This window comes from Streptomyces sp. NPDC058576 (genome assembly GCF_042718715.1).
Taxonomy (GTDB): domain Bacteria; phylum Actinomycetota; class Actinomycetes; order Streptomycetales; family Streptomycetaceae; genus Streptomyces.
On sequence record NZ_JBHXPF010000044.1, the window covers coordinates 27,317 to 40,114 of the forward strand.

Below are 12,798 nucleotides of genomic sequence, written 5' to 3' on the forward strand. Positions count from 1 at the left end.
GGGAGCGGTGAAGCGCGGCCGTTCGGTACTGTCGGCGGCGATGGACAAGACCTTGATCGTGACCAACGACTTCCCGCCCCGCCCCGGTGGCATCCAGGCGTTCCTGCACAACATGGCGCTCCGCCTGGATCCCGACCGGGTCGTCGTCTACGCCTCCACCTGGAAGCGCGGCGAGGAGGGCGCGGCGGCCACCGCCGCCTTCGACGCGGAACAGCCCTTCCCCGTGATCCGTGACCGGACGACGATGCTGCTGCCGACCCCGCGGGTCACCCGCCGGGCCACCGAGCTGCTGCGCGAGCACGGCTGCACCTCCGTCTGGTTCGGCGCCGCCGCCCCGCTCGGGCTGATGGCCCCGGCGCTGCGCCGCGCGGGCGCCCGGCGGCTCGTCGCCACCACCCACGGGCACGAGGCCGGCTGGGCGCAACTGCCCGCCTCCCGGCAGCTGCTGCGGCGGATCGGGGAGGGCACGGACACGATCACCTATCTCGGTGAGTACACCCGCTCCCGGATCGCCGGGGCCCTCACTCCGGACGCGGCGGGCCGCATGGTGCAACTGCCGCCCGGCGTCGACGAGAAGACCTTCCACCCGGCGTCCGGCGGAGACCGGGTCCGGGCCCGCCTCGGGCTCTCCGGCCGCCCGGTCGTCGTCTGCGTCTCGCGGCTGGTGCCGCGCAAGGGCCAGGACACGCTGATCCTGGCCATGCCCGCGATCCTCGCGCAGTTCCCGGACGCGGTCCTGCTGATCGTGGGCGGCGGACCGTACGCCGAGGACCTGGAGCGGCTCGCGGCGGAGACCGGGGTGCAGGACTCGGTGCGCTTCACCGGCCCGGTGCCCTGGGCGGAGCTGCCCGCGCACTACGGGGCCGGGGACGTCTTCGCGATGCCCTGCCGGACCCGGCGGCGGGGGCTCGACGTGGAGGGCCTCGGGATCGTCTACCTGGAGGCCTCCGCGACCGGGCTGCCCGTGGTGGCCGGCGACTCGGGCGGCGCCCCGGACGCGGTGCTGGACGGCGAGACCGGGTGGGTGGTGCGCGGCGGCAGCGCCGAGGAGTCGGCCGACCGGATCGTGACGCTGCTCGGGGACCCGGAGCTCCGGCAGCGGATGGGGGAGCGGGGCCGGGCCTGGGTCGAGGAGAAGTGGCGCTGGGACCTGCTGGCGGAGAAGCTCAGGACCTTGTTGTGAACGCGCGAAGGGGCCCGCACCTGACGGTCGGGTGCGGGCCCCTTCGTACGCGTCACACCGCTCAGGCGCGGTAGATCGACTCCACCTCGTCCGCGAAGTCCTTCGCCACCACGTTCCGCTTCAGCTTCAGCGACGGCGTGATGTGGCCCGCCTCCTCGGTGAACTGGGCGGGCAGGATACGGAACTTGCGCACCGACTCGGCCTTGGAGACCGCCGCGTTGCCGTCGTCCACCGCCCGCTGCACCTCGGCCAGCAGCTCCGCGTCCTCCCGCAGCGACAGGGCCGTCGAGCCGACCGGCTTGCCGTGCTCCTCGGCCCAGCGGCCCAGGAACTCCTCGTCCAGGGTGACCAGCGCGCCGACGAACGGGCGGCCGTCGCCGACCACCATGCACTCGGCGACCAGGGCGTGCGCCCGGATGCGGTCCTCGATGACGGCCGGGGCGACGTTCTTGCCGCCCGCCGTCACGATGATCTCCTTCTTGCGGCCGGTGATCGCGAGGTAGCCGTCCTCGTCGAGCGTCCCGATGTCACCGGTGTGGAACCAGCCGTCGGCCAGCGCCTCGGCCGAGGCCGACTCGTTCTTCCAGTACCCGGTGAACAGATGTTCGCCGTGCAGCAGCACCTCGCCGTCGTCCGCGATCCGCACCACGGAGCCGGGCAGCGGCTGGCCGACCGTGCCGATCTTCGGCCGGTCCCACGGGTTGAACGCGGTGGCCGCACACGTCTCGGTCAGGCCGTAGCCCTCCAGGACCGTGAAACCGATGCCCCGGTAGAAGTGGCCGAGCCGCTCACCGAGCGGGGCCCCGCCGGAGATCGCGTACTCGCCGCGGCCGCCGAGGACGGCGCGGAGCTTGCCGAAGACCAGCTTGTCGAACAGCTTGTGCCTGAGCCTCAGTCCCAGCGCCGGCCCCTGCGGGGTGCTCAGCGCCCGGCTGTAGGCGATCGCCGTGTCGGCGGCCCGGTCGAAGATCTTGCCCTTGCCGTCCGCCTGCGCTTTCGCGCGGGCCGCGTTGTAGACCTTCTCGAAGACCCGGGGCACGCCCAGGATCAGCGTCGGCCGGAACGAGGCCAGTTCGTCGGTGAGGTTCTTGATGTCGGGGACGCAGCCGAGCTTGATCGGGGCCATCACCGAGGCCACCTCGACCAGCCGGCCGAAGACGTGCGCGGCGGGCAGGAACAGCAGCACCGAGCACTCGCCCGTGCGGAACAGCGGCTTCAGCCGCTCCACCACGTTGCCGCACTCCGCGAAGAAGCTGCGGTGGGTGAGCACACAGCCCTTGGGGCGGCCCGTGGTGCCCGAGGTGTAGACGATCGTCGCCGGATCGTCGGCCTTGGCGCTGCGCGTGCGCAGGTCCATGGTCTCGTCCGAGACCTCGGCCCCGGCCTTGACCAGCGCCTCGACCGCACCCGCGTCGATCTGCCAGACGTGCGCCAGCTCCGGCAGCTCCTCCCGTACGGAGGCCACGGAGTCGGCGTGCGCCGCGCTCTCCACGAGCACCGCCACCGCCCCGGAGTCACCGAGGATCCACTGCACCTGCTCGGCGGAGCTGGTCTCGTACACCGGCACGGTCACACCGCCGGCGCTCCAGATCGCGAAGTCCAGCAGCACCCACTCGAAGCGGGTGCGCGACATCAGGGCGACCCGGTCGCCGGGCTGGACGCCCGAGGCGATCAGCCCTTTGGCGGCGGCTCTGACCTCGGCCAGGAACTGCGTGGCACTGACGTCAGTCCAGACGCCGGCCACCTTGCGGCTCATCACCGCGACTTCGGGATGCTGAGCGGCATTGCGGCGGATGAGATCCGTCAGGTTGCCGTCCGTCGGGACCTCGTACAGGGCCGGAAGGCTGAACTCGCGCAAGACTGCTGCTCCTCATCGGGCTCCGGTGCCACGGCTCTGTGTGACGCACCGGCTGCGGTCCAAGATTGGCGGGTGCTCAGTGGGGTGAGCACGACTGGACTGCCCGGACGTTACCCACCGGTACTCGGTTCCGGATAGGGGGTTCCGGCCAGATGTCTTATGCATCACACATATAAATGGCCCTTTCGCGCACAGTAGTCCACTGCCGTCCCGACGTGGAAGTAACCGCAGGTCCGGACGGTCTACCAGGGACGGAAGGCGCACTCTAGGGTGATCGCATGCGAGGCAGCGAACCGGACAGCGGGGACCCGGCCACCGGGCGGACCCGGATCCATGTGGTCAGTGACGTGCACGGCAACACCGAGGCCCTGGCCCGCGCGGGGGACGGCGCCGACGCCCTGATCTGCCTCGGTGACCTGGTGCTCTTCCTCGACTACGCCGACCACTCGCGCGGCATCTTCCCCCAGCTGTTCGGCAAGGAGAACGCCGACCGCATCGTCGCCCTGCGCACCGCCCGCCGCTACGACGAGGCCCGCGCCTTCGGCCGCGAGCTGTGGGCCGGCCGCGACCGCAACACCGAGATCCTCGGCGCGGTGCGCCGGCAGTACGCCGAACTCTTCGCCGCCTTCCCCACTCCGACGTACGCGACCTACGGCAACGTCGACGTCCCCGACCTCTGGCCCGAGTACGCCCGCCCCGGCACCACCGTGCTCGACGCCGAACGCGTCGAGATCGGCGGCCGGGTCTTCGGCTTCGTCGGCGGCGGCCTCAGGACCCCGATGAACACCCCGTACGAGATCAGCGACGAGGAGTACGCCGCCAAGGTCGAGGCGCTCGGCGAGGTCGACGTCCTCTGCTCGCACATCCCGCCCGAGGTCCCCGAGCTGACCTACGACACCGTCGCCCGCCGCTTCGAACGCGGCAGCACCGCCCTGCTGGAGGCGATCCGCACCACCCGCCCCCGGTACGCGCTTTTCGGCCATGTTCACCAGCCGTTGGTCCGCCGGATGCGGATCGGTACCACCGAGTGCGTCAACGTCGGCCACTTCGCCTCGACCGGCACGCCGTGGGCGCTGAGCTGGTGAACGCGGGCGGCCGGGCGGTGGACCGGAGGGCCCCGGGCACGCGATAGCCTGCACAGCGGCAGGCCTCTGCCGAACGGGACCGGTTACACCGCACTGGAGGGCCACGGCGATGGCTGAACACACCAGCTCGAGCATCACGATCGAGGCGGCGCCGGCCGACGTCATGGGCGTGATCGCCGACTTCGCCCGCTACCCGGAGTGGACCGGCGAGGTCAAGGAGGCCGAGGTCCTCTCCACCGACGACCAGGGCCGCGCCGAGCAGGTCCGCCTCGTCCTGGACGCCGGAGCGATCAAGGACGACCACGTCCTCGCCTACACCTGGACCGGCGAGCGAGAAGTCAGCTGGAGCCTCGTCAAGTCCCAGATGCTGCGCTCGCTGGACGGCACCTACGCACTGGCCCCGATCGGCGGCGGCGAGCGCACCGAGGTCACCTACCGGCTCGCCGTCGACGTCAAGATCCCGCTGCTCGGCATGATCAAGCGCAAGGCCGAGAAGGTCATCATCGACCGCGCCCTCGCCGGTCTGAAGAAGCGCGTCGAGTCCGCCCCGGGGGCCTGAGACCCGTGCGTACGGTCCTGGTCACCGGTCCCGGCGGCGCGGGCCGTACCACCGTCGCGGCGGCCACCGCACTGGCCGCCGCCGCACACGGCAGCCGCACCCTGCTGATCTCCGCCGAGGCCATACCCGGCTTCCCGGCAGCCACGGAACCCACCCGGGTCACCGACCGCCTCGACCACGCCCGCATCGACTCCGGCGAGCACTTCCGCGCCGAACTCACCGAGCTCCAGAACCGTGCCTCCGGCGTCCTGGACCTGCTCGGCGCGGGCCGGCTGGAGGGCGAGGAGCTCACCGAACTCCCCGGCTCACCGCAGCTCGCGCTGCTGCACACCCTGCGCCGCGCCGCCGAGGGCGACTGGTCCGGCTACGACACCCTCGTCGTCGACCTCCCGCCGCTGACCGAGGCCCTCGCCCTGCTCGCCCTGCCGGAACAGCTCCGCCGCTATCTGCGCCGGCTGCTCCCCGCCGAACGCCAGGCCGCCCGCGCCCTGCGCCCCGTCCTCGCCCAGCTCGCCGGGGTCCCGATGCCCGCGCAGTGGCTGTACGAGGCCGCCGCCCGCAAGGACGAGGAGCTGGCCGCCGTCCAGGCCCTGATCGAGGACGAGGCCACCACGCTCCGGCTGGTCGCGGAGCCGGGCCCGGCCGCCGAGGACGCCCTGCGCACCGCCCGGACCGGCCTCGCCCTGTACGGGCTGAGCGCCGACCTGCTGGTCGCCTCCCGGGTACTGCCCCGGCACTCCCCGGACCCCTGGTTCGCCGCGCTCGCCGCCCAGCAGGAGAAGTGCCTGGACCACTGGCACCAGGACGTGGCCGGGGACGTTCCCGTGCACGAGGCCGCCCACCTGGGCCGCGATCCCGAGGGTGTGGGCGACCTGGCCGCGCTGGAGATCCCCGCCCCCGACGACCGGACGCCCGGCCGGGCCGGCGACCCCTGGTGGACCGAGGAGGAGACGGACGCCGAGTCCGCCGCGGCCACGACCCTCACCTGGTGCCTGCCGCTGCCGGGGGCCGCCAAGGAGGACCTGCGCCTGGTCCGCCGGGGCGACGAACTGCTCCTGACCGTCGGCCCCTTTCACCGGATCGCGCGGATCGCCTCCGCGCTGCGCCGCTGCACCGTCTCCGGCGCGGCCCTGACCGACGGGGTGCTGCGGGTGAGGTTCACGCCGGACCCGGAGCTGTGGCCGCGCACCTCCTGAACGGCGTGCGGCCGTTCGGGTAACGTCGGTAGTACGTGAACGGCAGGCCGACCGTCGGCCGCCCGCGTCGCAGGAGTCCGCCATGAGTGAAGCCACCGATCGTCCCGTCGACGGCGACGCGTGGGCCGACGCCTGCGCCGAGGACCTCGCGGCCGAGAAGGCCCGCCGCCGGGCCGAGTACGGCCCGCAGCCCGGATCCGCCGCCGAGGAACTGCGCAAGCTGGTCGACGCCGTCGCCGACAAGGTCTCCTCGCTCCAGACCCCGCTGCTCGGCGTCGCCGCCCAGGGCGCGGTCCAGCAGGCCATCCGGCAGGCGAAGTCCGCCGTCGAACCGGTCATCGAACGCAACCCGCAGCTCTTCGACCACCTCGCCGCCGCGGGCAACGAGCTGCTGGCCGCCTACCGCTCCGCGGTCGAGGGCCAGGAGAGCCGCTGGACCCGCACCACCGAGGGCGCGTCGGGCACGGGCCCCTCGAAGAAGGCCGCCGACGACCCGTCCGACCCCCGGGACGAAGGCCCCTCCGGCACCGAGCGCATCGACCTGGACTGACCGGCTCCGGCCGGTGCAGGGCGCGGCCTCGGGTACGGTTGCCCTAGCGGGGCTCGACCGAAACTGAGGGATTCATGGGACTCACCATCGGCGTCGATATCGGCGGCACGAAGATCGCGGCTGGAGTGGTCGACGAAGAGGGCCGGATCCTCTCGACGTTCAAGGTGGCGACCCCGCCGACGGCCGAGGGCATCGTCGACGCGATCTGCGCGGCGGTCGCCGGGGCGAGCGAGGGTCACGACGTGGAGGCCGTCGGCATCGGCGCCGCCGGTTACGTCGACGACAAGCGCGCCACCGTCCTGTTCGCACCGAACATCGACTGGCGTCACGAGCCGCTCAAGGACAAGGTCGAGCAGCGCGTCGGCCTGCCCGTCGTCGTCGAGAACGACGCCAACGCCGCGGCCTGGGGCGAATATCGCTTCGGGGCCGGCCAGGGCCACGACGACGTCATCTGCATCACGCTCGGCACCGGCCTCGGCGGCGGCATCATCATCGGCAACAAGCTGCGCCGCGGACGCTTCGGCGTGGCCGCCGAGTTCGGCCACATCCGGGTCGTCCCGGACGGTCTGCTGTGCGGCTGCGGCAGCCAGGGCTGCTGGGAGCAGTACGCCTCCGGCCGCGCGCTCGTCCGGTACGCGAAGCAGCGCGCCAACGCCACCCCCGAGAACGCCGCCGTCCTGCTCGGCCTCGGCGACGGCTCGGTGGACGGCATCGAGGGCAAGCACATCAGCGCGGCCGCCCGCCAGGGCGACGCGGTGGCCATCGACTCGTTCCGTGAGCTGGCCCGCTGGGCCGGCGCCGGACTGGCCGACCTCGCCTCGCTGTTCGACCCGTCCGCGTTCATCGTCGGCGGCGGCGTCTCGGACGAGGGCGAGCTCGTCCTCGACCCGATCCGCAAGTCGTTCCGGCGCTGGCTGATCGGCGGCGAATGGCGCCCGCACGCCCAGGTGCTCGCCGCCCAACTCGGCGGCAAGGCAGGGCTGGTGGGCGCGGCCGACCTCGCCCGCCAGGGCTGAGGCCCCTTCCGTACGACGCCATCGGTCGCCCGTCGCCGCCCTCCGGGGCAGCGGCGGGCGTCCGTCGTATCGTGGCCCGCATGGTCCTGACGCCTCTGCCCGACTCCCGTACCGAGCCGGACGGTTCAGCCGTGATCCGGGTGCTGAGCTACAACGTCCGCTCCCTGCACGACGACACCGCGGCCCTGGCCCGGGTCATCCACGCCTGCGCGCCCGATCTGGTGCTCGTCCAGGAGGCCCCGCGCTTCTTCCGCTGGCGCAAGGCCGCGGCCCGGCTCGCCAGGAGCAGCGACCTGGTGGTGCTGAGCGGCGGAGCCACCGCGGCCGGGCCCCTGCTGCTGTGCTCGCTGCGGGCGAGCGTCGAGCGCACCGAGGACGTCCTCCTGCCGCTCACCCCCGGCCTGCACCGCAGGGGCTTCGCCACCGCCGTGGTCCGGATCGCCGGGGCCCGGCTCGGGGTGCTGAGCTGCCATCTGAGCCTCCAGCGCGACGAACGCCTCGCCCAGGCCGAGCTGCTGCTGGAGCGGCTGGCCTCGATGGGCGTGGAGCACGCCGTGGCGGGCGGCGACCTCAACGACGTACCGACCGGGAAGGCGTTCCGGCACCTGGCCGGGCCGCTCCAGGACTGCCGGGCCGTGGCCCCGTGGGGCGGTGAGCTGACCTTCCCGCCCGCCGACCCCCGTAAGCGCATCGACGCCGTCTTCGCGACCCCGGGCATCGAGGTCCTCGGCTGCGGGGTGCCGACCGGGCTGCCCGGGGTGAGCGAGGACGACCTGAGGGCGGCCACGGACCATCTGCCGGTCCTGGCCGCCCTCAGAGTGCCTGCCGGCGGGTGACCTACACGACCGCGCCGCGCCCCGGGTCGCCGTAGGTGTCGTCATCGTCGTCGTGCGGCATCCGGGCCACCAGGGTGGCGAAGCCGCCGAGGAAGCCGCCGACGCAGACGGTGGTGAGCCACCACGTCAGCTCCCACTGGAGCAGCACCGCGATCAGCATCAGCACCGGCCCGCCGATCACCGCGAGCCAGGCGAACTTCGCCGTGACGTCGGCCTCCGGCAGCGGCGGCGGCTCCGGGGGCACGAAGTGGCCCTCGTCCCCGTCGTCCGGCTCGTCGATGCCGTCGTCCTTGGACTCGGGCAGCTCGTAGTCGCGCGGACCCGCGACGCCGGGCGCGAACACCACCGAGCTGCCCAGCGGCTTCTTCTCCGGCGGCTTCGGGGGCGTCTTGCCGGACCCCTTGTCCGCGGGGTCCCCGGCGGAGCCGTCCTGCGGACCCACCACATTGCGCTGGTCGTCCTCCAGCAGGGCCAGATCCTCGATGGCCTTGAACGGCTTGGCGCCCGGCGGATCCGGCGGCTCCTCCCCGTACCCCGAGACGATCGCGGCCCACGCCGCGTCCTCGTCGATCGCCCGCTCCTGCTCCGCCCCTTCGTCCCCCGCCGGCTTCGTCCCCTCCGGGACGGCCGCGGGCTCGGTGGGGCGCGGCTCGCGCTCCTCGTCGCTGCCTGTGCGTTCCGCGTCGTGCTCAGCCACCGGACGTGCTCCCCTTCATCCCGACGTTCGGTGCGAGACGGCCGATGAACCGGTAGCTCTCATCGAAGATCCGCTCCGCATCATGGTCCAACGTCGCCACGTGGTAGCTCTGTTCCAGGAGGATCTCGGAAACATCCGTGGAGGAGATCCGGCTCAGGATCCGCGCGCTGTCGGCGGGCGGCACGACATGGTCCTGCGGGCTGTGCAGCAGCACCACCGGCTGGGTCACCTGGGGCAGGTCCCCGTCGACCAGCCGGAAGAACCTGCGCACCGAGTGCGCGGCGTGCAGCGGCACCTTGGTGTAGCCCACCTCGTGCGAGCCCGGCAGCGCGATGTCGTCGGCCACGCCCTTCGTCGTCCGCACCAGATGGCGGGCGACCGGCAGCGCGTACGCGGAGAGGCCGTGCACCTTGTTGGCCGGGTTGACCAGCACCAGACCGCTGATCGCGTCCCCGTGCTTGGCCGCGAGCCGCAGGCTCAGCGCACCGCCCATGGAGAGCCCGAAGACGAAGACCCGCTCGCACTTCTCCCGCAGCAGCCGCAGCTCGCGGTCCACCTCCGCGTACCAGTCCTGCCAGCCGGTGACCGCCATGTCCTCCCAGCGGGTGCCGTGGCCCGGCAGCAGCGGCAGCGAGACCGTCAGTCCGCGCTCGGCGAGGTAGTCCGCCCAGGGGCGCAGCGACTGCGGTGATCCGGTGAAGCCATGACAGAGGAGGACGCCGACCTCTCCGCCCTCGTGGCGGAACGGCTCGGCTCCAGGGAGGACCGGCACCAGGGTCTCCTGTTCGTGGGACGGGGCGGGGGCGGGCGCACCTGGGGGAGTGCTTGACGGATGACTTCACCGTACGCGACCGGACCGACACCGACCAGGGCCGTCACGCCCCCACGGAACGCCCCGCACGGCCCGGCCGGGGAGCCGGGTCCCCGATGCCGGGCGGAGGCCGCGACGACCCCACAGGCTAAGGTCTACCGACAGCACACAGGAGGCACCAGAGTTGATCTACGGCGCAATGAAGTTCTCCATCGGCGGGTCCCTGAAGCTCGCCTTCCGGCCGTGGGTGGAGGGCCTGGAGAACATCCCCGAGCGCGGTCCGGCGATCCTCGCGAGCAACCACCTGTCGTTCTCCGACTCGTTCTTCCTCCCCGCCGTGCTGGACCGCAAGGTCACGTTCATCGCCAAGGCCGAGTACTTCACCGCACCCGGGGTGAAGGGCAAGCTCACCGCCGCCTTCTTCAAGGGCGTCGGCCAGCTCCCCGTCGACCGCTCCGGAGCCCGCGGGGCCGGCGAGGCGGCGATCAAGGCGGGCATCCAGGTCGTCGAGAGCGGCGGCCTCTTCGGCATCTACCCCGAAGGCACCCGCTCGCCCGACGGCCGTCTCTACCGGGGCAAGCCCGGCGGTCTCGCCCGGGTCGCGCTCGCCACCGGAGCGCCCGTGATCCCGGTCGCCATGATCGACACCGAGAAGATCCAGCCGCCCGGCCAGGTGATGCCCAAGCTCATGCGCCCCGGCATCCGGATCGGCGAGCCGCTGGACTTCAGCCGCTACCAGGGCATGGACGGCGACCGCTTCATCCTGCGCTCGGTGACCGACGAGGTCATGTACGAGATCATGAAGCTCTCCGGCCAGGAGTACGTGGACGTCTACGCCACCGCCGCCAAGCGCCGGCTCGCCGACGAGGCGAAGGCCCGGGCGGAGGAGGCCAAGCGGGAGCGGAAGCAGGCGGCCGCCCGCGAGGAGAACGGAACGGAACGGTCCGGCGCGTAACCGCGTCGTTCACCGTCCGGGGGGTGGGGGGCCATGGCCAAGCGTGAGCGGGTCGTACGGATGTCGGTCGAGCTGCCGCTGTGGCGTGCGCTGACGGGCTACCGCGTCCTGACGATGATCTACGCGGTGCTGCTCGCGATCTTCGGGAAGGACAACTTCGGCCGGGAGAGGTTCGAGCGGCCCTGGGTCGCCGTCGCCTATCTGGCGTTCCTCTGCGTCTGGACGCTCGCCACCCTGCCCAAGGTCCGCTCGGCGGCGAGCTGCACCAAACGCTTCCTCGGGGCGGACCTGGTCGTCGCGCTGACCGGCATCCTGCTCACCCCGCTCGCCGACGTCGACTCGCAGTCGTTCGACGGCCCCACGCTGCCGTCGATCTGGACGGCCGGAGCGGTCCTCGCCTTCGCCATCAAGGGCGGCTGGCGGTGGGCGGCCTTCGCCTCCACCTTCGTCGCCGCCGCCAACATCATCCAGCGCGGCGACCCCAGCCGGGACACCTTCCACAACGTCCTGCTGGTCTGGGTCGCCTCCATCGCCATCGGATACGTCGTCGAGGTCGCCCGCGCCAGTGAACGGACCCTGGCCCGCGCCCTGGAGATCGAGGCCACCACCCGCGAACGCGAGAGGCTCGCCCGCGACATCCACGACAGCGTGCTCCAGGTCCTCGCCATGGTCCAGCGCCGCGGCACCGCCATCGGCGGCGAGGCGGCCGACCTGGGCCGGATGGCCGGGGAGCAGGAGGTCGCCCTGCGCACTCTGGTCTCCAGCGGCCTGGTGCCCCCCACCCGCGTCTCCGAGGACGCCGCCGAGGGCGCCGTGGTCCGCACGGTCGAGGTCGACGAGGAGGACGGCCCCGGCGACGGGGCCGCCGTGGACCTGCGCGCCCTGCTCGCCCCGCACGCCGGATCCCGTACGAGCCTCGCCGAGCCCGGCGCCCCGGTCCTGCTCCCCGCCGCCTCGGCCCGGGAGCTGGCCGCCGCCGTCAGCGCCGCCCTGGACAACGTCCGGGTGCACGCGGGCCCGGACGCCCAGGCGTGGATCCTGGTCGAGGACGAGCCGGCCGAGGTGATCGTCACCGTCCGGGACGACGGCCCCGGCATCCCCGAGGGGCGGCTCGCCCAGGCGGAGGGGGAGGGGCGGCTCGGGGTGGCGCTCTCCATCCGCGGCCGGCTGCGCGAGCTGGGCGGCACGGCAGAGCTGATCTCGGTGCCCGGACAGGGCTGCGAGGTCGAGTTGAAGGTTCCCAGAGCACCGAAGGTTTCCCGGGGGAAGGCAGGATCGGCCCGATGAGTACGCAGAACGCACCACAGGACGAGCAGGGGGCCGCGGCCCGGCCCATCAAGGTCATGGTCGTCGACGACCATCCCATGTGGCGCAACGCGGTCGCCCGCGACCTGACCGAGTCCGGCTTCGACGTCGTCGCGACCGCCGGGGACGGCCCGCAGGCGGTCCGCCGGGCCAAGGCGGTGGGCCCGGACGTCCTGGTCCTCGACCTGAACCTCCCCGGCATGCCCGGCGTCCAGGTCTGCAAGGAGCTCGTCGGCTCCCACCCGGGCCTGCGGGTCCTGGTCCTCTCCGCGAGCGGCGAGCACGCGGACGTCCTGGAGGCGGTGAAGTCCGGGGCCACCGGCTATCTGCTGAAGTCCGCCTCCACCCAGGAGCTGACCGACGCCGTCTGCTCCACCGCGGCCGGCGACCCGGTCTTCACCCCGGGCCTGGCGGGCCTGGTCCTCGGCGAGTACCGCCGGCTCGCCTCCGACCCCGCCCCCGTGGCGTCGAACGAGCCCAAGGCCCCGCAGCTCACCGACCGGGAGACCGAGGTACTGCGGCTGGTCGCCAAGGGACTCTCGTACAAGCAGATCGCCGAACGGCTGGTCATCTCCCACCGCACGGTCCAGAACCACGTGCAGAACACCCTCGGCAAGCTTCAGCTGCACAACCGGGTGGAGCTCGTGCGGTACGCCATCGAGCGCGGCCTCGACGACGTCTGACCCGGCGAGGGCGGGGCCGTGGCCGTATATTCGCGCTGACCGGCCCTGCCCTGTCCCGTCCCCA

Annotated in this window: 13 protein-coding genes; 10 read left to right on the plus strand and 3 right to left on the minus strand. The window is 72.8% G+C overall.

Annotated elements, in window-relative coordinates; genetic code table 11:
* The first annotated feature begins 40 nt into the window (after positions 1-40).
* Positions 41-1,183, plus strand: a complete 1,143-nt coding sequence (locus ACFWRV_RS26330) for a glycosyltransferase family 4 protein (RefSeq protein WP_384338212.1) — start codon at positions 41-43, stop codon at positions 1,181-1,183.
* A gap of 61 nt (positions 1,184-1,244) precedes the next feature.
* Here ACFWRV_RS26330 and ACFWRV_RS26335 read toward each other — a convergent pair whose 3' ends face one another.
* A complete protein-coding gene (locus ACFWRV_RS26335) occupies positions 1,245-3,041 on the minus strand; it encodes an AMP-dependent synthetase/ligase (RefSeq protein WP_384338213.1) in 1,797 nt (598 codons plus the stop codon).
* A 278-nt stretch (positions 3,042-3,319) separates the two neighbouring features.
* Here ACFWRV_RS26335 and ACFWRV_RS26340 point away from each other — a divergent pair, with 278 nt between their 5' ends.
* The 6 genes from ACFWRV_RS26340 (at position 3,320) to ACFWRV_RS26365 (ending at position 8,283) form a co-directional block, all read left to right on the plus strand.
* On the plus strand, positions 3,320-4,126 hold the full coding sequence (locus ACFWRV_RS26340; RefSeq protein ID WP_384338214.1) for a metallophosphoesterase: 807 nt from the start codon (positions 3,320-3,322) through the stop codon (positions 4,124-4,126).
* A gap of 109 nt (positions 4,127-4,235) precedes the next feature.
* The gene (locus ACFWRV_RS26345; RefSeq protein WP_383263753.1) at positions 4,236-4,685 is read left to right on the plus strand and encodes an SRPBCC family protein; all 450 of its coding nucleotides are present in this window, start codon (positions 4,236-4,238) and stop codon (positions 4,683-4,685) included.
* A gap of 5 nt (positions 4,686-4,690) precedes the next feature.
* Positions 4,691-5,881 (plus strand): ArsA-related P-loop ATPase, encoded by a 1,191-nt coding sequence (locus ACFWRV_RS26350; protein ID WP_384338215.1) that lies wholly within the window; start codon positions 4,691-4,693, stop codon positions 5,879-5,881.
* An 82-nt stretch (positions 5,882-5,963) separates the two neighbouring features.
* The gene (locus tag ACFWRV_RS26355) at positions 5,964-6,431 is read left to right on the plus strand and encodes a DUF5304 domain-containing protein (RefSeq protein WP_384338216.1); all 468 of its coding nucleotides are present in this window, start codon (positions 5,964-5,966) and stop codon (positions 6,429-6,431) included.
* Between the two features lie 74 nt (positions 6,432-6,505).
* Positions 6,506-7,447 carry an ROK family glucokinase gene (locus ACFWRV_RS26360; RefSeq protein ID WP_384338217.1) on the plus strand — a complete coding sequence of 314 codons (942 nt, stop codon included), beginning with the start codon at positions 6,506-6,508 and terminating at the stop codon, positions 7,445-7,447.
* 80 nt (positions 7,448-7,527) lie between these two features.
* Complete coding sequence (locus ACFWRV_RS26365; RefSeq protein ID WP_384338218.1) at positions 7,528-8,283, plus strand: endonuclease/exonuclease/phosphatase family protein; 756 nt, start codon at positions 7,528-7,530, stop codon at positions 8,281-8,283.
* A gap of 1 nt (position 8,284) precedes the next feature.
* Here the strand turns inward: ACFWRV_RS26365 and ACFWRV_RS26370 are convergent, their stop codons facing one another.
* Positions 8,285-8,980, minus strand: a complete 696-nt coding sequence (locus tag ACFWRV_RS26370) for a hypothetical protein (RefSeq protein ID WP_384338219.1) — start codon at positions 8,978-8,980, stop codon at positions 8,285-8,287.
* The gene (locus tag ACFWRV_RS26375) at positions 8,973-9,752 is read right to left on the minus strand and encodes an alpha/beta hydrolase (protein ID WP_384338220.1); all 780 of its coding nucleotides are present in this window, start codon (positions 9,750-9,752) and stop codon (positions 8,973-8,975) included. Before ACFWRV_RS26375 ends, ACFWRV_RS26370 begins: the two co-directional genes overlap by 8 nt.
* A 223-nt stretch (positions 9,753-9,975) precedes the next feature.
* Here ACFWRV_RS26375 and ACFWRV_RS26380 point away from each other — a divergent pair, with 223 nt between their 5' ends.
* The 3 genes from ACFWRV_RS26380 to ACFWRV_RS26390 are packed head-to-tail and all read left to right on the plus strand — an operon-like array spanning position 9,976 to position 12,734.
* Positions 9,976-10,746, plus strand: coding sequence for a lysophospholipid acyltransferase family protein (locus ACFWRV_RS26380; protein ID WP_384338221.1), 771 nt, complete (start codon positions 9,976-9,978; stop codon positions 10,744-10,746).
* A gap of 33 nt (positions 10,747-10,779) precedes the next feature.
* Positions 10,780-12,033: a MacS family sensor histidine kinase gene (gene macS / locus ACFWRV_RS26385; RefSeq protein ID WP_384338222.1), complete on the plus strand. Its 1,254-nt coding sequence runs from the start codon at positions 10,780-10,782 to the stop codon at positions 12,031-12,033.
* Positions 12,030-12,734, plus strand: a complete 705-nt coding sequence (locus tag ACFWRV_RS26390; RefSeq protein ID WP_384338223.1) for a response regulator — start codon at positions 12,030-12,032, stop codon at positions 12,732-12,734. The genes macS and ACFWRV_RS26390 overlap by 4 nt, the downstream gene beginning before the upstream one ends.
* Positions 12,735-12,798 lie beyond the last annotated feature (64 nt).

What these genes read in the sequence shown, in the direction of transcription:
- ACFWRV_RS26330 (WP_384338212.1), top strand. Translation starts at nt 41, where the DNA reads ATGGACAAGACCTTGATCGTGACCAACGACTTCCCGCCCCGCCCCGGT.
- ACFWRV_RS26340 (WP_384338214.1), top strand. Translation starts at nt 3,320, where the DNA reads ATGCGAGGCAGCGAACCGGACAGCGGGGACCCGGCCACCGGGCGGACC.
- ACFWRV_RS26345 (WP_383263753.1), top strand. Translation starts at nt 4,236, where the DNA reads ATGGCTGAACACACCAGCTCGAGCATCACGATCGAGGCGGCGCCGGCC.
- ACFWRV_RS26355 (WP_384338216.1), top strand. Translation starts at nt 5,964, where the DNA reads ATGAGTGAAGCCACCGATCGTCCCGTCGACGGCGACGCGTGGGCCGAC.
- ACFWRV_RS26360 (WP_384338217.1), top strand. Translation starts at nt 6,506, where the DNA reads ATGGGACTCACCATCGGCGTCGATATCGGCGGCACGAAGATCGCGGCT.
- ACFWRV_RS26365 (WP_384338218.1), top strand. Translation starts at nt 7,528, where the DNA reads ATGGTCCTGACGCCTCTGCCCGACTCCCGTACCGAGCCGGACGGTTCA.
- macS (WP_384338222.1), top strand. Translation starts at nt 10,780, where the DNA reads ATGGCCAAGCGTGAGCGGGTCGTACGGATGTCGGTCGAGCTGCCGCTG.
- ACFWRV_RS26390 (WP_384338223.1), top strand. Translation starts at nt 12,030, where the DNA reads ATGAGTACGCAGAACGCACCACAGGACGAGCAGGGGGCCGCGGCCCGG.